Consider the following 24,579-nt stretch of genomic DNA (forward strand, 5'->3'; position numbering starts at 1 on the left):
CCGCACCGAGCGGTCCCCGACCCGAAAGGAAGTCCAGGTCATGCAGCACACCGTGGTGGAGCGGGAGATCGAACTCAAGCTGATCCTGTCGCCCGAGCGGAGCATCCCGGTCCCGGCCCGGCTCGCCTACCGCTCCGACGATCCCTACGCCGTCCACATCGTCTTCCACATCAACTCCGAGTTCCCGGTGCACTGGACGTTCGCCCGCGAGCTGCTGGTGGAGGGCGTGTTCCGGCCGTGCGGGCACGGGGACGTGCGGGTGTGGCCGACGAAGTCGCAGGGGCGCAGCGTCGTCCTGATGGCGCTCACCTCACCCGACGGCGACGCGCTCCTGGAGGCACCGGCCCCGCAGGTCTCCGCCTGGCTGGAGCGGACCCTGCGCGCGGTCCCGCCGGGCACGGAGGGCGGCCGGCTCGGCATCGACGACGCCCTCGACCAGTTCCTCGCCCGGTGAACCCGCCCGCTGCGACGGGCCCGGCGACCTCAGAGGACCTTGCCCGGATTGAGGATGCCGAGGGGGTCGAAGACCTGCTTCACCGACCGCTGCATCTCCACCCCCACCGGCCCGATCTCCCGTGCCAGCCACTCCTTCTTCAGTACGCCGACGCCGTGTTCGCCGGTGATGGTGCCGCCCAGTTCCAGGCCGAGGGCCATGATCTCGTCGAAGGACTCGCGGGCCCGGCGGGACTCGTCCTCGTCGCTCGCGTCGAAGCAGACGGTGGGGTGGGTGTTGCCGTCGCCCGCGTGGGCGCAGACGCCGATCGTCAGGCCGTACTTGGCGGCGATCGCCTCGACGCCCTCCAGCATGGCGCCCAGCTTGGAGCGGGGTACGCACACGTCGTCGATCATCGTCGTGCCCTTGACCGCCTCCAGCGCGGTCAGCGAGAGCCGCCGGGCCTTGAGGAGCAGCTCGGACTCGGCCGCGTCCTCGGCCGGGACGACCTCGGTGGCGCCGGCGGCCTCGCACAGGGCGCCTACGGCGGCGAGGTCGGCGGCCGGGGCCGGGGTGTCGAAGGCGGCGAGCAGCAGCGCCTCGGTGGTCTCCGGCAGCCCCATGTGGGCCATGGCGTTGACCGCCTTGACGGTCGTATGGTCCATCAGTTCGAGGAGCGACGGGAGGTGACCGCCCGCCATGATCCGGCAGACGGCGTCGCAGGCGCTCGCGGCGGAGGGGAACTCGGCGGCCAGCACCAGCTGCGCGGGCGGCTTGGGCTTCAGGGCGAGGACCGCGCGTACGACGATGCCGAGGGAGCCCTCGGAGCCGACGAAGAGGCGGGTCAGGTCGTAACCCGCGACGCCCTTGGCGGTGCGCCGTCCGGTGGACATCAGGCGGCCGTCGGCGAGGACGACGTCCAGGCCGAGGACGTACTCGGCGGTCACGCCGTACTTCACGCAGCACAGGCCGCCGGAGCCGGTGCCGATGTTGCCGCCGATGGTGCACATCTCCCAGCTGGAGGGGTCCGGCGGGTAGTACAGGCCGTGTTCCTCGACGGCGCGGGAGAGGTCCGCGTTGATCACGCCCGGTTCGACCACGGCGACCCGGTCGACGGGGCTGATCTCCAGGATGCGGTTCATCTTGGTGAGGGACAGCACGATGCAGCCGTCCGTCGCGTTGGCCGCGCCGGACAGGCCGCTGCGGGCGCCCTGGGGGACGACGGGGACGCGCAGCTCGGTGGCGGTGCGCATGACGTGCTGCACCTGTTCCACGGTGCGCGGCAGGACCACGACGGCGGGGGCGCCGGCGGGGCAGAAGCTCGCCATGTCGTGAGCGTAGGCGGCCGTGACATCGGGGTCGGTCAGCACGGCCTCGGGGGGCAGGCCGGCCAGGAGCCGGTCGGTGAGATTGCCGGTTGCTGCGATGGCTTCATCGCGACGTGCTTCGATGCGGCTCATGATCACAGGTTCGCACTCACGGCCACCGGTGTGAACCCCGTCAGCCGCTCGCCACACTCGGCGCGATCTTCTTGTCGTATTGACGCACAGTGAGCGCCATGGACTACAGAGTGAGCGAGCCGGGAACGTCCCTGCCCAGCGGGCCGCCCGCGCCGCGCCGTTCCGGGCGGCTGCTGCGGCGGGTACTGGTCACCGCGCTGAGCGGTGGTGTGGTCGCGGGCGCGGTCCTGGCCATCTGGCCGGGGCTGAGAACCGGGGTCGCCAGTGCGCCCGCGCCGGGGCCGCGGGCCCACCGGGCGCAGCTGCGCGCCCCGGCGCAGGCGGCGCAGGCGCTGACCGCGGTGACCGCCGGGATGCCGGCGACGCTGCCCGCCCTGACCGCGCTGATCGGGGAGCAGGAGCAGCGGGTGCGGGCCCAGCCGCGGGACGCGAAGGCGTGGGCGGTGCTGGGGACGGCGTATGTCGAGCGGGGGCGCGCGGCGGCCGCGGTGGCGGACTTCCCGCGGGCCGAGCGGGCGCTGGAGACCTCGCTCCAGGTGGTGGACGAGGAGCAGAACCTCCCGGCGCTGGACGGCATGGCCGCGCTGTCCCTGGCCCGCCGGGACTTCACCGAGGCGAAACGCTACGCCGAGGAGGCGCAGGAGCTGGCGCCGGCGCGGTGGTCCTCGTACGCCCGGCTGATCGACGCGGACACCGGGCTCGGCGACTACGAGGCGGTCGGCAAGTCCCTGGAGAAGCTGATGGCGCTCAAGCCGGGGGCGGCCGAGCGGCCCGCGGTGATGGCGCAGGCGGCCGCGGTGTACCGGAACCGGGGGTGGCGCGAGGACGCGGTGGCCCAGCTCTCCGACGCGGCCGCCGCCGCCCGCACCCCCGCCGAACAGGCCGCCTACCTCACCCAGCTCGGCCAACTCGCTTTCGAGCGCGGGGACTTGCCGGACGCGCTGCGCCATTACGACGCGGCGCTGCGCCAGGACGCCGACCAGCCGGCGGCACCGGCGGGGCGGGCGCGGACGCTGGCGGCGCTGGGCCGTACGACGGAGGCGGTCACCGCGTACCGCAACGCGCTGGCCCGCCGGCCGGACCCGCGCGACGCGCTCGACCTGGGCGAGCTGTACGAGTCGCTGGGCATGGCCAAGCAGGCCCGCGAGAGCTACGACCAGGTGCGGGAGCTGGCGCGGCGGGAGACCTCGGACGGGGTGGACGACGAGCTGGTGCTCGGCCGGCTGGAGGCCGATCACGGGGACGCCCAGCGGGCCGTGGAGCGGCTGCGCGAGGAGTACGACCGCCAGCCCGGCATCGAGGTGGCCGACGCGCTCGGCTGGGCGCTGCACCGGGTCGGCGAGGACGACGAGGCCCTGGAGTACGCCACGACGGCCACGGACGGCACGAAGGGCGGCGGGGTGCGCAGCGCGCTGTACGCCTATCACCGGGGCGCGATCGAATCCGCGCTGGAACTGGACGGCCCCGCCCGCCGCAGCCTCCAGGAGTCGCTCCGGATCAACCCGGCCTTCTCCCCCCTGTGGTCCCGCGAGGCGAAGTCGGCCCTGGCGGCGCTGGGGAACCCGCCGGACGGGGCGGTGCCGGGCTGAGGCGTCCGGGCGGACGCACGACGGGGACCGCCCGGTGCCGTACGCGCCGGGCGGTCCCCGTCGCGAGGAACGACCTCTGGCGCGAGGGACGACCTCTAGAGGTTGCCGCGCTTGGCCTGCTCGCGCTCGATCGCCTCGAACAGGGCCTTGAAGTTGCCCTTGCCGAAGCCCATGGAGCCGTGCCGCTCGATGAGCTCGAAGAACACCGTCGGCCGGTCCTGGACGGGCTTGGTGAAGATCTGCAGCAGGTAGCCGTCCTCGTCCCGGTCGACGAGGATCTTCAGCTCGCGCAGGGTCTCCACGGGCACCCGCGTCTCGCCGGCCCACTCGCCGAGCGTGTCGTAGTACGAGTCCGGGGTGTTGAGGAACTCGACGCCGGCCGCGCGCATGGTGCGGACGGTCTGCACGATGTCATTGGTGTTCAGCGCGATGTGCTGGACGCCGGGACCGCCGTAGAACTCCAGGTACTCGTCGATCTGGGACTTCTTCTTGGCGATGGCCGGCTCGTTGAGCGGGAACTTCACCTTCAGGGTGCCGTCCGCGACGACCTTCGACATCAGCGCGCTGTACTCGGTGGCGATGTCGTCGCCCACGAACTCCTTCATGTTCGTGAAGCCCATGACCTTGTTGTAGAACCCGACCCACTCGTCCATCTTGCCGAGTTCCACGTTGCCGACGCAGTGGTCGATCGCCTGGAAGGTGCGGTGCTCGGGCTGCGCGACCATCGGCTGGGCGGCCACGAAGCCGGGGAGGTAGGGGCCCTCGTAGCCGGAGCGCTCCACCAGGGTGTGGCGGGTCTCGCCGTAGGTGGCGATGGCCGCGAGGACGACGGTGCCGTGCTCGTCCTTGACCTCGTACGGCTCGTCGATCGAGCGGGCGCCCTGCGCGACGGCGTACTCGTACGCGGCGCGGGCGTCCGGGACCTCGATGGCCAGGTCGATGACGCCGTCGCCGTGCTCGGCGACGTGCTGCTCGATGAACCGGCCCCAGTCGCTGGACTGCTTGATCACCGAGGTGAAGACGAACCGGGCCGAGCCGTTCTCCAGGACGTAACTGGCGGTCTCGCGGCTGCCGTTCTCCGGTCCGGAGTAGGCGACCAGCTTCATGCCGAAGGCGGAGGAGTAGTAGTGCGCCGCCTGCTTGGCGTTGCCCACGGCGAAGACGACCGCGTCCATTCCCTTGACCGGGAAGGGGTCGGCCTGCCGGGCGGTCGCGTCGGGAGTGTGCTGTGTGGTCTGCGTCATAGCCGAAGGGTGACCGGACTCTGCAAGGTGCGCAATAGTTCCCGCATTCACTGGGCAATTTGTTAGGTGGAACGACCCAGTCGCCGGACTTTCTGTACACGATGACCATCCCTGGAGGGGCTGTGGCGATCGATCATCTGGACGGGCGGATCATCGTGCTGCTGGCACGCGAGCCGCGCATCGGCGTGCTGGAGATGTCCCGGCGGCTCGGGGTCGCGCGGGGCACGGTGCAGGCGCGGCTCGACCGGCTCCAGTCGAACGGCGTGATCCGCGGCTTCGGCCCCCAGGTGGACCCGGCGGCCCTCGGTTACCCGGTCACCGCGTTCGCCACGCTCCAGATCCGGCAGGGCCAGGGGGCGGACGTACGGGCGTATCTGGCGACGGTGCCGGAGGTGCTGGAGCTGCTGACCACGACCGGCAGCGGGGACATGCTGTGCCGCCTGGTGGCCCGCTCGAACGCCGATCTTCAGCGGGTGATCGACCGGGTCGTCGGCTTCGAGGGCATCGTGCGGGCCTCCACGGCGATCGTGATGGAGAACCCGGTGCCCCTGCGGGTGATTCCGCTGGTGGAGCAGGCGGCGGAGGAGTAACCGGTCCCGGTGGCGGTCGGGTCGGCCCGAGTCGGCCATCATCCGGGCCCGCATGCAAAGGAGTTGATGCAAAAGAGGCGTTGCAAAGGAGGCTTTGCATAGCTATCTTTGTACGCATGACGGAGCACGACGACTACAAGCCGCGCAGGCTGGACGCCCGCTCACTGCGCGGGCTCGCCCACCCCCTGCGGATGCAGCTGCTGGACGCCCTGCGGCGGCACGGCCCCGCCACCGCCTCCCAACTGGGCGAGCGCCTCGGCGAGTCCAGCGGCGCGACCAGCTATCACCTGCGCCAGCTCGCCGAGCACGGCTTCGTCGAGGACGCCCCGGAGCGCGGCAAGGGCCGGGAGCGGTGGTGGCGGGCGGTGGACCAGGGGCTGGCGTTCGACAGCGCGGACTTCGAGGACGCGAGTCCCGAAGTGCGGGGGCTGACCGAGATGTTCTTCCAGGAGAGCGCGGCGCGGCACGCCCGCGAGCTGGCCACCTGGCTCGGCACCCGCGACCAGTGGTCCGCGCAGTGGTCCCGGTCCACCGACATGAGCGACATGACGCTGCGGCTCACGCCCGAGCTCGCGAGCGAACTCATCGAGAAGATGCACGACTTGGTGGACGACTACCGCGACAGGGCCGGAGCGCGGACGCCCGGAGCCGAGCAAGTGCGCGTCCACACGCACCTGTTCCCGATCGACTCGCAGTGACTCACACCGCGGTGAACCGACCCGCGGTGAACCGAACCGATATGAGAGGCCACGTCATGGACATCAACGCCCAGCTCGCCCGCCAGCACCGTGCGGACCTCCACGCGGGGGCCGACGCCGACCGCCTCGCCGCCGCGGTGAAGCCGCCGACGGAGCTGCGGACCCGTGTCGGCTGGACCCTGATCGGACTGGGCCTGCGGCTCGCGGCCGGCCCCCGCCGGGCCGTGGCGCTCGCCGGCTAGCAGCTCGGTACCGAGCCCTTCCCGGTCTCCAGGGCGCGCAGCGCGTCGACCGTGCCCTTCAGGGTGGTCACCGGCACCAGGCGCAGGCCCTTGGGCAGACCGCCGCGGGCATCGGCGCACTCGGCCTTCGGGACCAGGAAGACGGTGGCACCGTCCCGGCGGGCCGCCTGCGTCTTGAGGCCCACGCCGCCGACCGCGCCCACCCGGCCCGCCGCGTCGATCGTGCCCGTACCGGCGATGGTGCGGCCCCCGGTGAGATCGCCGCCGTGGCCGTCGCCGCGCAGCTTGTCGATGATCCCCAGCGTGAACAGCAAGCCCGCGCTCGGACCGCCCACGTCCGCCAGCTTCAGCGTGACCTTGACCTTCTCGGGGCTCAGGTTCAGGTACGTCAGCGCCGCGCCGGCCGCCGCGTCCTGGGACTGCCGCATCTGCGCCGTGTTGTGCTGCTCGATCTCCTTGAGCGTGTTGCCGCTCGGATACACCGCGTCGTGCGGCATCACGGCCCGGTCGGTGCGGAACCAGTCACCGGCGAGGTCGCGGAAGGTGAGCCGGGTGTCCGGGCCGGTCGCCTCGATGGTGACCATCCTCAGCTGCCCGCTTGTCCGGCGGGTGCCGGCTCCCTTGACGGTGATCACCTGCGCGCCCCGGTTCGCGCCCAGCACGTCCGCCGTCATGCCGGGCTGCGCCACGGAGAACGGCAGCGGCGCGAACAGCGCGGTGGCGATCAGCGCGACGACGGGAAGCGCGCACAGGGTCAGGGCCTGGGGGCGCGTGAGACGTGAGAGCACGGGTTCAATTTACGTGACGGGTGCCGTCCGGCGGCTCGGCGGTGACCGACCGGGGCGCCGGGCGCCGTTTCCGGCCGCCGTCGCGGTGGATAGCCGCGGCAGAGCCGCCGACGCCCCCTACGGGACGCGGCAGGAGCCGTCGGCTGCGGCGCGCACCGCGACCCCGCGGCTCAGCGCAACGCCTCCGCCACTTCCCGGGCCGCCTCCACCACCCTCGGCCCGACGCGCTCCGGTACGGAGTCCGCGAGCATCACGACGCCCACGCTGCCCTCCACCCCGGTCACCCCCACCAGCGGCGCCGCCGCCCCGCACGCCCCGGTCTCCAGCTCGCCCTGGGTCAGGGTGTACGCCGGCTGGCCCGCGGGGGCCCGGCGCGCCGCGAGTATCGCCCGGCCCGCCGCGCCCCGGTCCAGGGGGTGCCGGAAGCCTGCGCGGTAGGCCACGTGGTAGTCGGTCCAGGTCGGCTCCACCACCGCCACCGCCAGTGCCTCGGCGCCGTCGACCAGCGTGAGGTGCGCCGTCGCCCCGATCTCCTCCGCCAGCGACCGCAGCGCCGGCAGCGCGGCCTCCCTGACCAGCGGGTGCACCTGGCGGCCGAGCCCCAGCACGCCGAGCCCGACGCGGGCCCGGCCGCCCAGATCACGTCGTACCAGGGCGTGCTGCTCCAGCGTGGCGAGCAGCCGGTACACCACGGTCCGGTTCACGCCCAGTTTGTTGGACAGCTCGCTGACGGTGAGCCCGTGGTCGGTGTCGGCGAGCAGCTTGAGGACACGCAGTCCCCGGTCGAGCGTCTGAGAGGTCTCCGCGGTCACGACCCCCACTCCTTCGGCGGGTAGGCCGGCGAGCCCCCGAGCGGGAAATGCGTCACCGAGTCCCGTCGGCGACGCGCTCCAGAGGCCGCCGATCGGCAGGACGGCCCGGCGGCTCCGGACCCTGTCGCTTTCACGGCTGCGCTCCGCGGCGGCGCTGCCACGGGGCGTTGCGTAGCGGGACAGTAGCGAAGCGGGTTCGCTGAGCGGAAGTCTCGGTCCAGAATCCGGGCAGACGTGCGGACGAACTGACGGTATACGTCCGGATACGTACGGCAGCGAACCGGGTGCCGGCCGCGTCACCGCATCCGCGTGGCCCACTCCTGCACCTTGGCGATCCGCTGCTTCAGCTGTCCCGCCGTCGCCTCCGCGCTCGGCGGCCCGCCGCACACCCGGCGCAGCTCGGTGTGGATCACTCCGTGCGGCTTGCCGCTCTGGTGGACGTAGGCGCTGACGAGGGTGTTGAGCCGCTTGCGCAGCTCCATCATCTCCTTGTGGGAGACGACGGGGCGCCGCTCGGCGGGCAGTTCGAGCAGGTCGGCCTCGGTGTCCGGCTTCTTCTTGCTGTGCGCGATCTGCCGGGCCTGCCGCTTCTGGAGCAGCAGCTGCACCTGGTCGGGCTCCAGCAGTCCGGGGATGCCGAGGTAGTCCTGCTCCTCCTCGCTGCCGGGATGCGCCTGCATGCCGAACTCGGCGCCGTCGTAGAGCACCCGGTCGAAGACGGCCTCGGACTCCAGCGCCTCGAAGGAGAACTGCTCCTGCTCGCCGGTGTCCTCGTCCTGCTCCTTGTTCGCCTCCTCCATCTCCTTCTCGGATTCGGCGTACGGGTCCTCCTCGCCCTCCTTCTTCGGCTTGTCGAGGGCGTGGTCCCGCTCCTTCTCCATCTCGTTGGCGAAGGTCAGCAGGTCGGGCACGGTCGGCAGGAAGACGGAGGCGGTCTCGCCGCGCCGCCGGGACCGCACGAAGCGGCCGACGGCCTGGGCGAAGAACAGCGGGGTGGAGATGGTGGTGGCGTAGACGCCGACCGCGAGGCGGGGCACGTCGACGCCCTCGGACACCATGCGCACCGCGACCATCCAGCGGTCGTCGCTCGCGCTGAAGTCGTCGATGCGCTGGGACGCGCCGGCGTCGTCGGACAGGACGAGCGTGGCCTTCGTACCGGTGATCTCGCGGATCAGCTTGGCGTAGGCACGGGCGGAGTCCTGGTCGGAGGCGATGACGAGGGCGCCGGCGTCCGGGATGGCCTTCCTGACCTCGGTGAGCCGCTGGTCGGCGGCGCGCAGCACGCTGGGCATCCACTCGCCGCGCGGGTCCAGCGCGGTGCGCCAGGCCTGGCTGACCGCGTCCTTGGTCATCGGTTCGCCGAGCCGGGCGGCGATCTCGTCGCCGGCCTTGGTGCGCCAGCGCATCTGCCCGCTGTAGGACAGGAAGATGACCGGGCGCACGACGCCGTCGGAGAGCGCGGAGCCGTACCCGTAGGTGTAGTCGGCGGAGGAGCGGCGGATGCCCGCGTTGTCCTCCTCGTACGTCACGAACGGGATGGGGTTGGTGTCGGAGCGGAACGGCGTACCGGTCAGCGCGAGCCGCCGGGTCGCGGGCTCGAACGCCTCCAGGCACGCCTCGCCCCAGGACTTGGAGTCGCCGGCGTGGTGGATCTCGTCCAGGATCACCAGGGTCTTGCGCTGCTCGACGCGGTTGCGGTGCAGCATGGGGCGGACGCCGACGCCCGCGTAGGTGACGGCGACGCCGTCGTACTCCCGGCCGAGCGGCCCGGCGCTGTACTCGGGGTCGAGCTTGATGCCGATCCGTGCCGCCGCCTCGGCCCACTGCTTCTTCAGGTGCTCGGTGGGCGCCACCACGGTCACCTGCTGCACCACGTGGTGGTGGAGCAGCCAGGAGGCCAGCGTCAGCGCGAAGGTGGTCTTGCCGGCGCCGGGGGTGGCGACGGCGAGGAAGTCACGCGGCTGCTCCTGGATGTACTTCTCCATCGCCCTCTGCTGCCAGGCACGCAGCTTGCCGGCGGTGCCCCAGGGCGCGCGGCCCGGAAAGGCGGGGGAAAGGTGGTGGGAGGAAACAGACATGGCGGCGGGCCCGGAGGGCTCTCCGTTGCGGGTGGCGGCGGGTGACGGGCGGGCGGTAGTCACGGTCTCCGTGGTCGGTTCGGTCGGCTACGTATGACAACCGGGCCACCCTACCGGCGCCGCCGGCCCCATCCGCCCCGAACGCCCCGGCGTCACCGCCGGGTGGGACTCACGTCACAACGCCCGCAGCCGCCCGGCGATCGCACCCACGTCGCTCTGCGTCCCCGACGCCACATCGATGACCAGCGCGTACGCCGCGTCCTGGTCGACCCCGGCCGGATCGACCCCGTTGCGGGCGAGGAAGGTGGCGGTGGCGAGCCAGGCGGTGCGCTTGTTGCCGTCGACCAGGGGGTGGTTCGCGGCGAGGGCGTGCAGCAGGGCGGCGGCCTGTTCGTACAGGTCGTCGTAGGCGGCCGCCCCGAACATCCGGGCGCGCGGGCGGTGTACGGCGGAGGCGAGCAGCCCCGGCTCCCGCGCCTTCGGCGGCCGGCCGCCGAAGGCGAGCGCGGCGAGGGCGGTGACGTCGGCGACGGTGAGGTGGCGGGTGTTCATTCGCCGAGCCTCCTCAGCAGGTCGGCGTGGGCGTGCGCCAGCCGCTCGGCGGTGTCGCGCACGGCCGTCTCCTCCGCCGCCAGATACCGGCGTACGGCCTCCGCCACCGCCTGCTCCGGCGTGCGCCCCTGTGCGTCGGCGAGGTCGGAAAATGCCTGGTGGGTGGCGGGGTCGAGGTGCACGGTCAGTGGGCGCATGGCGGTCACTGTATGCCGCCTGGTCAGGACGCCGGTCGCCGGGCCGCCGCGGCCGTCCCGTCGCCGCCTGTGCAGCGGGTCGCGACCCACACGCCCGCCAGGGCGACCGCCGCCATGGCGAAGAAGACGACGGCGAAGGCGGCGGGATGGGCGGCCGAGCCGCCGCCGAGGGTCGCGAAGGCGGCGCCCGCGGCGGCCAGGAGCAGGGCGTTGGAGAGGGCGTCGGAGATCTGGAGGGCGGCGGAGTTGGCGCCGGCCTCCTCCGGGGCGGACAGGCGCAGCAGCAGCACGCTGGTGGAGGAGATCACCAGGCCCATGCCGAGGCAGCCGAAGGCCCAGACGACGGCGACGATCCACGCCGGCACGGCGGGCAGCAGCACGCTCGGCGCGGTCAGCAGCGCGCCGACGACCAGGACCATCCCGGCGGTCATCAGCCGCTCCCGGTACGGCGCGAGGCGCGGCCGGGACTGGAGCCAGGAGCCCAGCGCCCAGGTGCCGCCGCCCGCGGCCAGGGAGAGCCCGGCGAGCGTCGGCGACAGGCCCCGCTGGGTGACCAGCATCAGCGGCACGAAGGACTCGGCGGCGACGAAGGACCCGGCGCACACCCCGCGCAGCAGTACGACGGAGGGCAGGCCGCGGGCGGCGCGGTAGGTGCCGCGCGGCAGCAGGCCGAGGACGGCGGGCACCAGCAGGGCGGCACCGGCCGCGCCGGGTATCAGGGAGAGGGGGCGCGGATCCTGGGCGGCGTACTGGACGAGCCCGGCGCCGAGGGCGATACCGAGGGCGAGCCGGATGCGCCGGCGGTCGAGGGGGGCCGCGGCGGATTCCGCGTCGACTGGTCCCGACGCCCGGCGGCGTATCTGGGGCAGGGCGAGGGCCAGCGGGAGCACGACGAGGACCGGGATGCCGAGGAACACCCAGCGCCAGCCGAGCTGTTCGGTGACGGCGCCGGAGGCGAGGGGGCCGACGATGGACGGTACGACCCAGCCGGCCGCGAACGCCGCCATGATCGCGGGGCGGAGCCGCTCGGGGTAGGCGCGGCCGACGACCACGTACAGGGCGACGATGACGAGCCCGCCGCCGAGCCCCTGTACGGCCCGGCCGAGGACGAACACCCACATGGACTGGGCGGTTCCGGCGATCACCAGGCCCGCGGCGAAGGCGCCGATGCCGGTGGTCAGCGCGGCGAGCGGGCCGCGGCGGTCGGCCCACTGGCCGGCCAGGACCATGCCGAAGAGGCTGGTGGTGAAGAAGCCGGAGAAGGCGAAGGCGTACTGCGCCACGCCGTGCAGCTCGCGCGCCGCGACGGGCATGGCGGTGCCGACGGCGGTCGCCTCGAAGGCGATCAGGAACACGACGGACACGATGCCGACGCTCAGCGCCCGGTAGGCCCGGCCGAGCACCCCGCCTTCCGGCTCGGAGCCTTCCTCCACCACGACGTCGTCGGCACGGGACCCCAGCACACTCATGCCCGCCAGAGTAAGGCGCGACCCGGAGTTTGACCCCTGTCAAAGGCCCCCTCTCCCCTGCGACCTCCGACCTACGCCCCGCCTCCCGTGAACGCCGTATGGCAGTCACATTGCATCCCCACGGCCCCTCTTGAGCACCGCCACACCCCCGCCCTACGGTCATTCCAACAACACGGCCGTGTGCCCGAGTGGTTCAGGGGCTCGCCTGCGCTGCACCCATCAGCGAGCTCCGCTCGCGGGGAGTCACACGGGTTCGATCCCCGCCACGGCCGAAGAACGACAACACAACACGGCCGTGTGCCCGAGTGGTTGAGGGGCTCGCCTGCAAAGCGAGTTACACGGGTTCGATTCCCGTCACGGCCTCTTCTTGTGGGCGGGGTGTTCTCAGAGCGCCCCGCCCCCCTCGTCCTGGAAGGACTCCGTCCAGTAGTGCCACGTCGTGTCCGGCAGGGTGGCTGTCGGGTCGAGGGTGGTCAGGGTGTGGAGCATGGCGGCGGCCAGTTGGTCGTAGGAGGTGGTCGTCAGTTCGTGGGAGAGGTGCTGGTCGATGGTGCGTTCGTGGTGGAGGAGCCAGAGGGTGAACGCGAGGGTGGAGACGTCGGTGTTGAGGGGGTGGAGCGCGGCCTCGGGGGCGGAGAAGGTCAGGACCGCGCCGGTGCGGCCGTCCACCACCAGGCTGTTGTCCTCGACCAGGCGGCCGAGGCGGATCAAGTGGTCGCAGTGGGCCGGGAGTTCGCCGAGGGGGTAGTCGGCGCCCTCCTCCGTGACGTACTCGCGCAGGGTCGGCAGCGGGGCGTCCGGGTCGGTGAAGAAGAGGACCGCCTCCTCGGGCAACCCGGTCTCGCGCAGGAAGCGGCGGGTCGGCTCATGGGTGAGCGTGGCCGGGAAGTCGACGTCCTCGAAGCGGGCCACCCTGCCCTGCCCGAACTCCTGGTCGAGGACGCGCGCGGGGATGTCCAGGGTCAGACCGGACGCCGTACCGGGGCCGACGGCCAGCGCGAGCGGGCGGATCAGGGCCGCCGCCTTCCAGTACGGCGGCACCCGGCCGTCCGTGCCCTCCGCGAAGAGGGCCAGCAGCCGGCGGGATGCCTCGGCGACCGTCCGCGGGCCGTACTGACCGGCCAGCGACGCGAACCGGCCGCGCAGCCCCGCCAGTTCCTCCGTGACCGCGGCGAACCGCAGCAGCGTGGCCAGCGACGGCGCGAAGGGGCGCCACGCGGAGGGGTCGCGCAGGTACGCCGTCGTGACCTCGCCCGTGTCGCCGTCGAGCAGGATCGACTCGCGCTCCATGCCGGCCGGGTTGAGCAGCTCGCCTATCACCAGCCGGTCCCGCAGCTCCTCCGCCAGATGGAAGGGGGCGTCCGCCGCGTCCGCGAGGGTGCGCAGGCCGTGCGCGCGCAGCGGGGAGAAGGTCAGCACATCGGTGACGGCGGGCAGCCCGGCGCCCGCGAGCAGACCGCGCGTCGCGGCATGCGTGACATGGCGGCCCAGCTCCGCCTCGGTCAGCGTGATCGCCGCCCCGGCATCCGTCGTCGTACCCATCGCTCCCCCGCGGTCTCGCCCGTGCGTGACACGGTACGGGCGCCCGCACCGACGGCTCCCCCACCGCCGAGCACACTACGCGGCCCCACTGACAACGCCCCCGGAGAAGGACGTCAGACGGCCGTGACGCGTTGCCCGGCGGCGGTCACCGGTCGGTGACGACGGCCGCCTGGGGGCGGATCGGGAGCCGGTTGACCGGGCGGCCGGTGGCCGCGCGGACGGCGGAGGCGATGGCCGCCGGGGCCGTCACCACCGGCACCGCGCTGACCGACTTGGCGCCGAACGGCGCGACCACGTCCCGCTCCTCCACCAGCTTGACGATCCGGATGTCCGGCGCGTCCAGCGCGGTCGGCAGGGCGTACCCGGTCAGGTCGGGGTGCCGGATCAGGCCGCGCGGGGTGCGCAGGTTCTCGGTGAGCGCGATGCCCACGCCCTGGGTGACGCCCGCCTCGATCCGGGCCGCCAGCTGGGCGGGGTTGAGCACCCGGCCCACGTCCTGGGCGACGGCCAGCTCCACCACCCGCACCGAGCCCAGCTCGATGTCCACGTCCACCACCGCGCGGATCGCGCAGAACGCGAGGCCCACGAACGCGTCGCCCTGCCCGGCCGCGTCCAGCGGCTCGGTGGGGTGCGGGCGGCACTGCGCCGTGGCCCACAGCTCCTTGCCGTCCAGCGCCTCGGTGACGGTGGTCGACAGCACCCCGTCGTACGACGTGATCTTGCCGTCCTCGATCTGGAGCAGCTCGGTCGACATGCCGAACTTGTGGGCCAGCGGCTGGAGGAGCTGGGTGCGGACCATCTTCGCGGCCCGCTCCACCGCGCCGCCCGACACCCAGGTGTGCCGGCCCCGGCTGCCCGGTCCGGACGGGGGCTGGTCGGTGTCGACCGGGGCGACGCGGACCTCCTCGATGCCCAGGGTCTCCTGCACGATCTGCCGGGCCAGCGTGGTGAATCCCTGACCGGCCTCCACGGCCGCGCACAGCACGGTCGCGATGCCGTCGTGGACCTTGACCGTCGCCGTGGACACCTCGTCGGCACCCTCCGCGCCGAGCATGTGCACCATGCCGAGGCCGTAGCCGACGCCCCGGCGCACCGCGCCCGGCTCCCCCGCGCCCTCGGGACCGCCGGGCAGCAGCCAGTCCTCCTCGGGGGTGTCCTTGGGCAGCGCCGGGAGCGGGAAGTCCCGTACCGCCTGGAGGAGTTCGGCGACCGGGGCCGGGCAGGTCACGGTCTGGCCGATGGGCAGTACGTCACCGGTCGCGAGGGCGTTGCGCAGCCGCAGCTCGGCCGGGTCCAGGTCCAGCTTCCGGGCCAGCTTGTCCATCTGCGCCTCGTAGGCGGCGCATACCTGCATCGCGCCCTCGCCGCGCACATGGCCGGAGGGCGGGTTGTTGGTGCGTACGGCCCAGCCCTCGATGAACGCGTTCGGCACGACGTACGGCCCGCATGCGAAGGAGACGGCGGCGGCCAGCGCGTCCGCGGAGGTGTCGGCGTACGCGCCCGCGTCGAGCAGGATCTGCGCCTCCACCTTCACCAGCCTGCCCTCGGCGTCCGCGTGGTGGCGGTAGCGCAGCAGGGTGGGGTGGCGGTGGACGTGCCCGAGGAAGGACTCCTCGCGGCTCGCGGTGAGCTTCACCGGCAGGCCGGTGCGCAGCGCCAGCAGGCCGAGCGGGAGCTGGAAGCTCTGGTCCTCGCGGTCGGCGGTGGCGCCGGGCACCCCGGTAACCACGATCTTCACCCGATCCGGGGACAGCCCGAAGCAGGCGGCGGCGGTGTCGCGGTCGTGGTGCGGGTCGGTGGAGGCCAGGTACAGCTCCACCCCGCCGTCGGGGCGCGGCACCGCGAGACCGGCCTCGGCGCCGATCGGGGCCGGGTCCTGGCGGCCGATCCGGTACAGCCCCTCGACCACGACCTCGCCGACCGCGTCCGTGTCGCCGTGGCGCAGCGGGATGTGCCGGATCAGGTTGCCGTCGGGGTGCAGGGGTTCGGCCTCGAACGCCTGCTCGGGGTCGGTCACCGGGTCGAGGATCTCGTACTCGACGATGATCGCCGCCGCGGCCATCCGCGCGGTGTCCGGGTGGTCGGCGGCGACGGCGGCGATGGGCTCGCCGTGGTGCCGTACGACCTCGGCGGCGAACACCGGCCGGTCGGGGGTGCCCCGGCCGTGGCGGGGGGTGCCCGGCACGTCCTCGTGGGTGATGACGGCGCGCACGCCGGGCATCTCGCGGGCGTGCGCGGTGTCGATGGACACGATCCGGGCGTGCGCGTGCGGGGAGCGCAGGACGGCCGCCCAGAGCAGGCCCTCGGCCCACAGGTCGGCGGCGTAGGGGAAGGTGCCCTCGGTCTTGGCGCGGGCGTCCGCGTGCGGCAGCGAGACGCCGAGGCCGTGCGGTGCCGGCTCGGGCTCGGGGGCGGGTTCCGCGGTGGCGGTGACGGTCTCGTCGCTCACGCCTGGCCTCCGTCCTGGCCGTAGTGCTGGTCGTACGGGCCGGGCGTGTCGCCGTAGCCGTCGGGGGTGGGGGGCGGTGTGTCGAACACGCCCGGCGCCTCGAACACCGACGGGCCGGCGCCGCCGGCGCCGGGGCCCGCCTGGTGCGGTACGCGCGCGTCGTCGCTGTCCCCGGCCGCCTCCGGCTCGGGGGCGTGCGCGGCCTCCCGCTCGGCGACGACCTCCTGGACGGCCTGGACGACGCCCCGGTAGCCGGAGCAGCGGCACAGGTTGCCGCACAGGGCCTGCCGGGTCTCCAGCTCGGTCGGCGCGGGGTTGCCCTCCAGCAGGTCGTGCACGGTCATCGCCATGCCGGGCACGCAGAACCCGCACTGCACGGCGCCGCACCGGGCCAGCGCCCGCTGCACGTCCGAGGGGTGCCCGTCCTGGGCCAGCCCCTCCACGGTGCGCACCTCGGTGCCGGCGGCGGTGACCGCGGGTACCAGGCAGGAGGCCACGAGGCGGCCGTCGACCTGCACGTTGCAGGCCCCGCACTCGCCCTGGGAGCAGCCGTCCTTCGCGCCCGCGAGGCCGAGCCGCTCGCGCAGCACGTACAGCAGCGACTCCCCGATCCAGGCGTCGGTGACGGGCCGGTCGGCGCCGTTGACCCGCAGGACGTAGGAGGCGAGGGGGTGGTCGTCGTGCGGCGAGAGGGGGGCGGGTTCCGGCTCCTCGGGGGCCGCGGGCGCTTCGGGTGCGCCGGGGGCCTTGGAGGTTTCGGGTGCCTCGGGTGCGCCGGAGGCCTCGGTCCCTCCGGGCCCGGCGTCGGCGTGTCCGGACGCGTCCGGCGCGGGGACCGGTGTGTCGCCGTCGTGCGCCGCAGCGGGCTCCGCGGGCCCGGCGGACGCCGGCACGGGCGTGTCGGACCGCTGTCCGGGTACGACGGGTGCGCCCGCGCCGGAGCGCTGCTCGGGTACGACGGGTGCCGCCGGGTCGCCGGGGGGCACCGGGGTGCCGTGCGCCGGCGTGGCGGCCGGGCCGGGCTCCGCGTCCGGCGGCGTGGCGGCCTCGGGCGCGGCGGCCCGCTCCGTGTGTTCGGCGGGGCCGTCGACGGGGTGCCCGGACGTCGCGGCGGGCTCGGCCGGTCCGTGCTCGTCCGGTCCGACGTGCGTCCCGGCGGGCGGCGTACGGTGCTCCGCCCCGGCGTCGGCCTGGGGGTGATCGTGGGAGGGGTACGACGGCTCGGCGGCCGGCGCGGGGAGGTGAGCGGAGGCGGCGTGCCCCGGCTGGGCGCGCCCCGGCTCCGGGTGCGCCGCATCGGGGTGGCCGACCCGTTCGTGACCACCCTGTTCGTGACCACCCTGTTCGCGGCCCCGCTGTTCGTGGCCACCCTGTTCGTGGCCACCCTCTTCGTGGCCCCGCTGTTCGTGAGCCGGCTGCTCCTGGGCCTCTTGCTCGTGGCCCGCCTGCCCATGCGGACTCGGCGCGTACCCCGCCTGCGGCACCTGTCCGTGCGCGGCGTCCGGGTGCCCCGGCTGCCCGTGCCCGGCCCGCCCGAGGTGGTCGTCTATCCGCTGGTCCTGCCCGTGCGCGGCGTGCTCCTGCGCCCCGGCTCCGACCGGACCCCGGGCGCCCGCGCCGTCCGCCTGCCCGGACCGCTCGTACCCGCCCTGCTCGTACACGTCCCGAGCGTCCGCGCCCTGCGCGTGCCCAGCGGGCTCGTGCGCGCCCGGCGCCGCCCCCGCCTGACCGGCGCCGCCCTGCTCGTACGCGTCGCGCCCCAGCGTGTCGTACGCGCCCGGCACGGGGCCGGTCTGCTCCGGCGCGCGAACGGCCTGCTCGTGCGCGCCCGGTACGGGACCGGTGTGTCCGTGAGCGTCCTGCCCGTAAGGGGCGGCGGCGTCCTGGTGCGCACCCGGCGCCACGCCCTGCCGCTCCCCCGCGGCCTGGCCCTGCTCGGGGCCCGCGTGCTCGTACCCGCCCTGACCGGCCCCGGACTGCTCGTACGCGGCCTGTGCGCGGGCCTGGCGGCGGGCCCGCGCGCTGCCGACATCCCCCTGCGCCGCGCCCTCCGCGGGCCCGGCGGCGAAGTCCGCGCCCCCCTGGTCGTACGCCTCGGCGGTCTCGGAGCCGTACGCCTCATGTCCGAACCCCTCGCCGGACCCGTACGTGTCCGGGCCGTGCGGGGCCTCGCCCTGGTCGCCCCAGGGCCAGCCGGCGTCGGTGGCCCAGGGCGCGGGCGCGCCGCCCGGAAGCGTGGCGGGCGGGGTGCCGCCCCACTGCTCCACCAGGGACGACGTCGTGAACTCGCCGGATTCGTCCGGCAGTTCCCCGCCGGCGACCGGGATGGACCACTGCCCGGTGACGTCATGGCCGGGCGCGGCGGGCGCCGGGGGCTCCTCGAAGTTCCAGTGCTGGGTGGCCGCGGGGTCGTACGTGAAGCGGTCGCCGCCCTGCGTCGCCCCCTGCCCGGCGCCCGGATCGGCCCACTGGCCGCCGCCCTGACCGCCGTCGGCGTCGGGCCACTGCGCCGCGCTCGGCGGCGCGGGCCAGCCGCCCTGACCGCCCTCGGCCGGAGCCCCCGGAATACGCGGCGGCACATAGCCGTGGCCCGGCGCGGCCAGCGGGCTGTCGCCGGACAGCAGGGCGTCTATGCCCCCCTCGGGGAGCTTGACGAAGGCGGTGGCGCCGTCGTCGTAGTCGCCCTGGGGCAGCGGGTTCCAGCGGCCGCCGCCCTCGGGCGTGCCCTCTCCGTGCCGGTCGTCGGTCACGACAGCGCCCTCCCCAGTGCTCGTCGGGCCAGCGCGGCGACGGTGCGCCGCAGGTGCAGTACGGCGGGCGGCAGCGACGGCACCGTACCGTCCGCCTCCGGCGCCGGGTCGGGGATGCAGGCCGCGGCGACGTACTCGCCGAAGGCGCTGAGCGCCTCGGGGACGAGCGCGCGGTCGTTGTCCCAGTCGATGAGCTGCGCGACCCACTGCTCGGCCTCCAGCGGCCGCAGCGGCATCGGCGCGATGGCCCCGACCGCGCAGCGCACCCCGCGCCGCGCCGGGTCGAGGACGAGGGCCACGGAGGCCAGTGCGCGGCCGGGTCCGGTGCGCCCGGTCGCCTTCAGGAAGACCTGCGGGGCGTGCAGCAGCGGCACCCGCACGAAGCCGATGAGTTCGCCGGCGCCCAGCATCTCCACGCCCGCCAGCAGGTGCGAGACCGGGACCTCCCGGCGCGCCCCGCCCGGCCCGGCGACGATCAGCGTGGCCTCCAGCGCGGCGAGCACGGGCAGCGCGTCCCCGGTGGGCGCGGCGGAGGCGATGTTGCCGCCCAGGGTGCCCGCGTTGCGGATGTGCGGCGGGCCCGCGGCGCGCGCGGCGGCGGCGAGCGCCGGGATGAGGGCCGCGAAGTCGGGGCGGCCCATGCGCGCGTGGGTGAGTCCGGCGCCGAGCAGCGCGTGGCCGTCCTGGTACTGCCAGCCGCGGATCTCGCTGATCCGGCCGAGACCGACCAGGGCGGCGGGCCTCAATTGCCCGGAGTTGACGGCGGCCATCAGGTCGGTGCCGCCCGCGACCGGGACGGCGGTGGGCATCGCGGCGAGTGCCGCCACCGCTTCGTCCAGCGTCGTGGGCAGCGTGACGGCCTGCCCCGCCTGCGGTGCGTGCGTGGTCAACCCGGCTGCCCCTTCCCGCTGTCCCACCTGGTCCCGCCTGTTGCGCCGTACGGTACGTGCTGACAGGGCGGACGTGGCAACTCTGGCACATCTTCGCAGGGCTCGAACGCGGGGGTCCGCTAGGAGGCATTCGCCCACCTCACCGGGGAGATGGTCCGTTTTCGCACTGCTTCACCGGTGCGCGGGAATTGCCACTCTTCGGTGAAGCTGCCGGGGTTTTTCCGCTATCTGTTCTATCCGCGTTGCACGGCACGCCTGTTGGGGTACACCCGGCGGGTTCCGGCCGTTCGGGATCGGCTGCCGGAACCCGCCCGCCGGAACCGCTCGCCGGAATCACCTGGCGGGATCACCTGGTGGGCGGCGGTCCGTCGATCGGGCGGCCGGGCACGCCGGGCCGCCGCTGCCAGGGCCGGGGTCCGGCCGGCGGCCGGTAGGCGACGCCCAGCGCGTCAAGTCGCCGGTAGTGCACGGCCATCCGGCGCTCGAAGTCCGCGAAGTCCCGCTCCGGGGGCGCGGGCAGCCGGCTCCAGGCGACCTCCGCGAACGCGGCGAGCCGGGGAAACGCCTGGTAGTCCACGCGCCGGGCATCCTCCAGGACCTCGGTCCACACATTGGCCTGGGTGCCGAGCACATGGCGCGCCTCGGCCTCGGTGAGGGCGGCCGGAACCGGTTCGAACCGGTAGACGTCCTCCAGGGTGCGCACGAAGCCGATCGGCACCGGCTCCTCGTCGCCGGGGGCCTGCCGGTGGTCCAGATACACGTACTGCTCGGGGCACATGACGACGTCGTGTCCGGCGCGCGCGGCGGTGACCCCGCCCTCGTAGCCGCGCCAGGAGGAGACCGCGGCGCCCGGCGCGAGGCCGCCCTGGAGGATCTCGTCCCAGCCGATCAGCCGGCGCCCGCGCGCCCCGAGCCAGGTGTCGAAGTGCCGGACGAACCACGACTGGAGCCCGTCCTCGTCGCCGAGGCCCAGAGCGGCGATGCGCTCCTGGGCGGCCGGCGACTTCTGCCACTGGTCCTTCGGGCATTCGTCGCCACCGATGTGGATGAACCGTGACGGGAACATCTCCAGGACCTCCTCGAACACCCCTTCGTAAAACCGGAGGGTGGCGTCGGTGGGGGCCAATACGTTGGGGTTGATCCCCCAGGTGTCCCAGACGGAGAGTGCGTTCGTGTCGACGACGTCGGTGTTGCCGAGTTCCGGATACGCGGCGATGGCGGCCTGCGAATGCCCCGGCACATCGATTTCCGGTACGACGGTGATGTGCCGCTCGGCCGCGTAGGCGACGATTTCCCGGATGTCGTCCTGGGTGTAGTAACCCCCGTGCGGCTTCTCCTCCCACAGCGGCGAGGCCCGGTGACCGAATTTCGTCCGCGCCCGCCAGGAGCCGGTCCCGGTCAGTTCCGGATACCGCCTGATCTCGATCCGCCAGCCCTGATCATCCGTCAGGTGCAGATGCAGGACGTTGAGTTTGTGCGCGGCCATGAGGTCGAGATAGCGCAGCACCCCGTCCTTGGGCATGAAGTGCCGGGCCACGTCGAGCAGCAGCCCGCGCCAGCCGAATCGGGGGCTGTCGCGCACAGTGAGCGCCGGGAATTCCCAGGTCCGGCGATCACTGACGGGAGCGCGCCGGAAAGCCTCGGGTCCGAGCAGTTGCCGAAAGGTGCCCACGGCCCGGAACAGCCCGGCCTCGCTCGCCCCTTCCAGGGTGACCACCCTGTTTTCGGCGGTCAATCGGTACGACTCCGGGCCGCCCAGTTCCTCCGCGAGCGCGGGCACGATCCGCAGCCGCACCCGGCCGTGCCGGCTCTCCCCCTCGCGGTACGGCGCGAAGGGCAACCCGGTCGCCGCGCCGACCGTCGAGCGCAGCCAGCGCGCCACCCCTTCGGTGCCCTCGCCGGCCTCGATCCCGGTGTCCGCGTCGACCACACAGCGGGCACCCGACACCGCGACCTCGCCCGGCGCCGGGATCAGCGCCACCTCCCCGGCCGGGTCCGTCCCCGCGCCGCCGGTCTCACCCATGTGACCTCCACGCCCCGCGTTGCACCCTGTGCAACAGCCGTTTCGCTCCGCACAACCAGCCGATCGGTACGGAGGCTAGGTGGACCGGCACCCGCCCACAAGAGGTCTCGACCAATCCACGGGCGCGGCACGGCGAAGGGCCCCGGCACGGGCTCGGCGGTCCGGCACGGCTCGACTGTCCCGGCATGGCGAAGGGCCCCGGCGCACGCCGGAGCGCGCCGGGGCCCTCGCGGGTCACCGTGTGAGGCGGGGCCTTACTTGCCCTTGTCGCCGCCCTTGTCCTTGTCGCCGCCGCTGCCCATGGACTCGTAGATCTCCTTGCACATGGGGCACACGGGGTACTTCTTCGGGTCGCGGCCCGGCACCCAGACCTTGCCGCACAGCGCCACGACGGGGGTGCCGTCGAGGGCGCTCGCCATGATCTTGTCCTTCTGGACGTAGTGGGCGAAGCGCTCGTGGTCGCCGTCGCCGTGGGACACCTGCGGCGTCGGCTCTACGAGGGTCCCCGTACCAGTCCCGCGCTCGGGCTCAAGAGTGCTCATATTGCCCAGGGTACTGAAGCGCCGGGGCATCAGTTGAGCGAAGGGTCGTCCGGATACGTGGCCACCATCGCCAGCTCGCTGCGCTGGCGGCGCAGCACCTCGCGCCACAGCCGCTCGGGCTCCGGCGAGGACACGTCACCGGGCTCGGACTCCACCACGTACCAGGCGCCCTCGGCCAGCTCCTCCTCCAGCTGGCCCGGACCCCAGCCGGCGTACCCGGCGAAGATCCGCAGCGAGCCGACGGCCGGGGCCAGCAGCTCGGGCGGCGCCTCCAGGTCGACCAGCCCGATCGCGCCGTGCACCCGCCGCCAGCCCACCGGGGCCCGCTCGCCGTTCGCCCCGCCCGGTATGACCGCCACGCCGAGCGCGGAGTCCAGCGAGACCGGCCCGCCCTGGAAGACGACGCCGGGCTCGCCGGTGAGGTCGGCCCAGCCCTCCAGGATGTCCCCGACACCCACCGGGGTGGGGCGGTTGAGGACGACACCGAGGGAGCCCTCCTCGTCGTGGTCGAGGAGGAGCACCACCGCGCGGTCGAAGTTCGGGTCCGCCAGGGCGGGGGTGGCCACGAGCAGCCGCCCTGTGAGCGAGGACACCTCGGTCATGCCAGACATGATCCCGCATCTTCCCCCGCGGTGGGGAGCCAATCGGAGTGCCCAGGGTGAACGCAGCTCAGGGAGCGTGGAAGCAGAACCGGCGCACGCTCACCCGCGGTGACCCCGTGTGTCCGATTGCAAACGGTTCGTGTTGTGACACACCCATGACGCGACGGGGCGGCACGCGGACTTACGAACGGGGGGTGATCGGCGATTACCCTGTCCCACGGCCCGTCCGTGATCGGCGGCCCCCATGCCCATCTGATCGGAACGCGAGATTCATGACCGTCAACGACGATGTCCTGCTTGTCCACGGCGGAAACCCGCTTGAGGGCGAGATCCGTGTCCGCGGTGCGAAGAACCTCGTACCGAAGGCCATGGTCGCCGCGCTGCTCGGCAGCGGGCCGAGCCGGCTGCGCAACGTTCCGGACATCCGTGACGTGCGCGTCGTGCGCGGGCTGCTCCAGCTGCACGGCGTGACGGTCCGTCCGGGTGAGGAGCCCGGCGAGCTGGTGCTCGACCCGACGTACGTCGAGAGCGCCAACGTGGCCGACATCGACGCGCACGCCGGCTCCAGCCGTATCCCGATCCTGTTCTGCGGCCCGCTGCTGCACCGGCTCGGGCACGCGTTCATCCCCGGTCTCGGCGGCTGCGACATCGGCGGCCGGCCCATCGACTTCCACTTCGACGTGCTGCGGCAGTTCGGCGCGAGCATCGAGAAGCGCGCGGACGGGCAGTACCTGGAGGCACCGAAGGGCCTGCGCGGTACGAAGATCACGCTGCCCTACCCGTCGGTGGGCGCGACCGAGCAGGTGCTGCTGACGGCCGTGCTGGCCGAGGGCGTCACGGAGCTGTCCAACGCGGCCGTCGAGCCGGAGATCGAGGACCTCATCTGCGTGCTGCAGAAGATGGGCGCGATCATCGCGATGGACACCGACCGGACCATCCGCATCACCGGTGTGGACAAGCTCGGCGGCTACACCCACCGGGCCCTGCCGGACCGCCTGGAGGCCGCCTCCTGGGCCTCCGCGGCCCTCGCGACCGGCGGCAACATCTACGTCCGGGGCGCCCAGCAGCGCTCGATGATGACGTTCCTGAACACCTACCGCAAGGTCGGCGGCGCCTTCGAGATCGACGACGAGGGCATCCGCTTCTGGCATCCGGGCGGCCAGCTGAAGTCCATCGCCCTGGAGACGGACGTACACCCCGGTTTCCAGACCGACTGGCAGCAGCCGCTGGTGGTGGCGCTCACCCAGGCCACCGGCCTGTCGATCATCCACGAGACGGTCTACGAGTCCCGTCTCGGCTTCACCTCGGCGCTCAACCAGATGGGCGCCCACATCCAGCTCTACCGCGAGTGCCTGGGCGGCTCCGACTGCCGCTTCGGCCAGCGCAACTTCCTGCACTCCGCGGTCGTCTCGGGCCCGACCCGGCTCCAGGGCGCCGACCTGGTCATCCCCGACCTGCGCGGCGGCTTCTCCTACCTGATCGCGGCCCTGGCCGCCGAGGGCACCTCCCGCGTGCACGGCATCGAGCTGATCAACCGCGGCTACGAGAACTTCATGGAGAAGCTCGTGGAACTGGGCGCCAAGGTCGAACTGCCGGGCAAGGCCCTCGGCTGACCCCCGGCAAACAAGC

Annotated in this window: 21 protein-coding genes and 2 tRNA genes; 8 read left to right on the forward strand and 15 right to left on the reverse strand. The window is 73.5% G+C overall.

Annotated elements, in window-relative coordinates; all coding sequences use genetic code 11:
• Positions 1 to 40: 40 nt before the first annotated feature.
• Entirely contained in the window at positions 41 to 454 is a 414-nt protein-coding gene (locus AC069R_RS01580; protein WP_478763584.1) for an SsgA family sporulation/cell division regulator, read from the forward strand.
• A gap of 29 nt (positions 455 to 483) precedes the next feature.
• Here AC069R_RS01580 and AC069R_RS01585 read toward each other — a convergent pair whose 3' ends face one another.
• Positions 484 to 1,899, reverse strand: coding sequence for an FAD-binding oxidoreductase (locus AC069R_RS01585; protein WP_478763586.1), 1,416 nt, complete (start codon positions 1,897 to 1,899; stop codon positions 484 to 486).
• Between the two features lie 92 nt (positions 1,900 to 1,991).
• Between AC069R_RS01585 and AC069R_RS01590 the strand changes: the two genes are divergently transcribed.
• Positions 1,992 to 3,482: a tetratricopeptide repeat protein gene (locus AC069R_RS01590; protein WP_478763588.1), complete on the forward strand. Its 1,491-nt coding sequence runs from the start codon at positions 1,992 to 1,994 to the stop codon at positions 3,480 to 3,482.
• Between the two features lie 95 nt (positions 3,483 to 3,577).
• Here the strand turns inward: AC069R_RS01590 and hppD are convergent, their stop codons facing one another.
• Positions 3,578 to 4,726: a 4-hydroxyphenylpyruvate dioxygenase gene (gene hppD, locus AC069R_RS01595; protein ID WP_397985726.1), complete on the reverse strand. Its 1,149-nt coding sequence runs from the start codon at positions 4,724 to 4,726 to the stop codon at positions 3,578 to 3,580.
• A gap of 122 nt (positions 4,727 to 4,848) precedes the next feature.
• On the opposite strand from hppD, the gene AC069R_RS01600 reads away from it, so the two are divergent.
• The 3 genes from AC069R_RS01600 (at position 4,849) to AC069R_RS01610 (ending at position 6,256) form a co-directional block, all read left to right on the forward strand.
• The gene (locus AC069R_RS01600) at positions 4,849 to 5,316 is read left to right on the forward strand and encodes an Lrp/AsnC family transcriptional regulator (protein WP_046423174.1); all 468 of its coding nucleotides are present in this window, start codon (positions 4,849 to 4,851) and stop codon (positions 5,314 to 5,316) included.
• 116 nt (positions 5,317 to 5,432) lie between these two features.
• Positions 5,433 to 6,014 carry a helix-turn-helix domain-containing protein gene (locus AC069R_RS01605; protein ID WP_478763590.1) on the forward strand — a complete coding sequence of 194 codons (582 nt, stop codon included), beginning with the start codon at positions 5,433 to 5,435 and terminating at the stop codon, positions 6,012 to 6,014.
• 41 nt (positions 6,015 to 6,055) lie between these two features.
• The gene (locus AC069R_RS01610; protein WP_478763592.1) at positions 6,056 to 6,256 is read left to right on the forward strand and encodes a hypothetical protein; all 201 of its coding nucleotides are present in this window, start codon (positions 6,056 to 6,058) and stop codon (positions 6,254 to 6,256) included.
• Here the strand turns inward: AC069R_RS01610 and AC069R_RS01615 are convergent.
• From AC069R_RS01615 to AC069R_RS01640, 6 genes are all read right to left on the reverse strand, one after another.
• Complete coding sequence (locus AC069R_RS01615; protein ID WP_478763594.1) at positions 6,253 to 7,044, reverse strand: S16 family serine protease; 792 nt, start codon at positions 7,042 to 7,044, stop codon at positions 6,253 to 6,255. The two genes, AC069R_RS01610 and AC069R_RS01615, sit on opposite strands and share 4 nt — an antisense overlap.
• Before the next feature lie 170 nt (positions 7,045 to 7,214).
• A complete protein-coding gene (locus tag AC069R_RS01620) occupies positions 7,215 to 7,856 on the reverse strand; it encodes an IclR family transcriptional regulator (protein ID WP_478763596.1) in 642 nt (213 codons plus the stop codon).
• Between the two features lie 296 nt (positions 7,857 to 8,152).
• Positions 8,153 to 9,934, reverse strand: a complete 1,782-nt coding sequence (locus AC069R_RS01625; protein ID WP_478763694.1) for a DEAD/DEAH box helicase — start codon at positions 9,932 to 9,934, stop codon at positions 8,153 to 8,155.
• Between the two features lie 174 nt (positions 9,935 to 10,108).
• Positions 10,109 to 10,486, reverse strand: a complete 378-nt coding sequence (locus AC069R_RS01630; RefSeq protein WP_478763598.1) for a type II toxin-antitoxin system death-on-curing family toxin — start codon at positions 10,484 to 10,486, stop codon at positions 10,109 to 10,111.
• Positions 10,483 to 10,683, reverse strand: a complete 201-nt coding sequence (locus tag AC069R_RS01635; RefSeq protein ID WP_478763600.1) for a hypothetical protein — start codon at positions 10,681 to 10,683, stop codon at positions 10,483 to 10,485. Before AC069R_RS01635 ends, AC069R_RS01630 begins: the two co-directional genes overlap by 4 nt.
• 23 nt (positions 10,684 to 10,706) lie before the next feature.
• Positions 10,707 to 12,152, reverse strand: a complete 1,446-nt coding sequence (locus AC069R_RS01640) for an MFS transporter (protein ID WP_478763601.1) — start codon at positions 12,150 to 12,152, stop codon at positions 10,707 to 10,709.
• 174 nt (positions 12,153 to 12,326) lie between these two features.
• On the opposite strand from AC069R_RS01640, the gene AC069R_RS01645 reads away from it, so the two are divergent.
• Together AC069R_RS01645 and AC069R_RS01650 are read left to right on the forward strand one after the other, a co-directional pair.
• Positions 12,327 to 12,424 (forward strand) — tRNA-OTHER (locus AC069R_RS01645).
• A gap of 19 nt (positions 12,425 to 12,443) precedes the next feature.
• Positions 12,444 to 12,515, forward strand: a tRNA-Cys gene (locus tag AC069R_RS01650).
• A gap of 21 nt (positions 12,516 to 12,536) precedes the next feature.
• On the opposite strand, the gene AC069R_RS01655 is transcribed toward AC069R_RS01650, so the two are convergent.
• The 7 genes from AC069R_RS01655 to AC069R_RS01685 form a co-directional block, all read right to left on the reverse strand.
• Positions 12,537 to 13,694 carry an SUKH-4 family immunity protein gene (locus AC069R_RS01655; RefSeq protein ID WP_478763603.1) on the reverse strand — a complete coding sequence of 386 codons (1,158 nt, stop codon included), beginning with the start codon at positions 13,692 to 13,694 and terminating at the stop codon, positions 12,537 to 12,539.
• A gap of 145 nt (positions 13,695 to 13,839) precedes the next feature.
• On the reverse strand, positions 13,840 to 16,143 hold the full coding sequence (locus tag AC069R_RS01660; RefSeq protein ID WP_478763605.1) for a xanthine dehydrogenase family protein molybdopterin-binding subunit: 2,304 nt from the start codon (positions 16,141 to 16,143) through the stop codon (positions 13,840 to 13,842).
• The gene (locus tag AC069R_RS01665; protein WP_478763607.1) at positions 16,140 to 18,893 is read right to left on the reverse strand and encodes a 2Fe-2S iron-sulfur cluster-binding protein; all 2,754 of its coding nucleotides are present in this window, start codon (positions 18,891 to 18,893) and stop codon (positions 16,140 to 16,142) included. Before AC069R_RS01665 ends, AC069R_RS01660 begins: the two co-directional genes overlap by 4 nt.
• Complete coding sequence (locus AC069R_RS01670; RefSeq protein ID WP_285562353.1) at positions 18,890 to 19,783, reverse strand: FAD binding domain-containing protein; 894 nt, start codon at positions 19,781 to 19,783, stop codon at positions 18,890 to 18,892. The genes AC069R_RS01665 and AC069R_RS01670 overlap by 4 nt, the downstream gene beginning before the upstream one ends.
• 346 nt (positions 19,784 to 20,129) lie before the next feature.
• Positions 20,130 to 21,806: a beta-N-acetylhexosaminidase gene (locus tag AC069R_RS01675; RefSeq protein WP_478763609.1), complete on the reverse strand. Its 1,677-nt coding sequence runs from the start codon at positions 21,804 to 21,806 to the stop codon at positions 20,130 to 20,132.
• Positions 21,807 to 22,060: 254 nt separating this feature from the next.
• Complete coding sequence (locus tag AC069R_RS01680) at positions 22,061 to 22,348, reverse strand: DUF3039 domain-containing protein (protein WP_397985716.1); 288 nt, start codon at positions 22,346 to 22,348, stop codon at positions 22,061 to 22,063.
• 29 nt (positions 22,349 to 22,377) lie between these two features.
• Complete coding sequence (locus AC069R_RS01685) at positions 22,378 to 22,950, reverse strand: YqgE/AlgH family protein (RefSeq protein WP_471058055.1); 573 nt, start codon at positions 22,948 to 22,950, stop codon at positions 22,378 to 22,380.
• 272 nt (positions 22,951 to 23,222) lie between these two features.
• On the opposite strand from AC069R_RS01685, the gene murA reads away from it, so the two are divergent.
• Entirely contained in the window at positions 23,223 to 24,563 is a 1,341-nt protein-coding gene (murA, locus tag AC069R_RS01690; RefSeq protein WP_471058052.1) for a UDP-N-acetylglucosamine 1-carboxyvinyltransferase, read from the forward strand.
• Positions 24,564 to 24,579 lie beyond the last annotated feature (16 nt).

This window comes from Streptomyces sp. NPDC043952 (genome assembly GCF_056435325.1).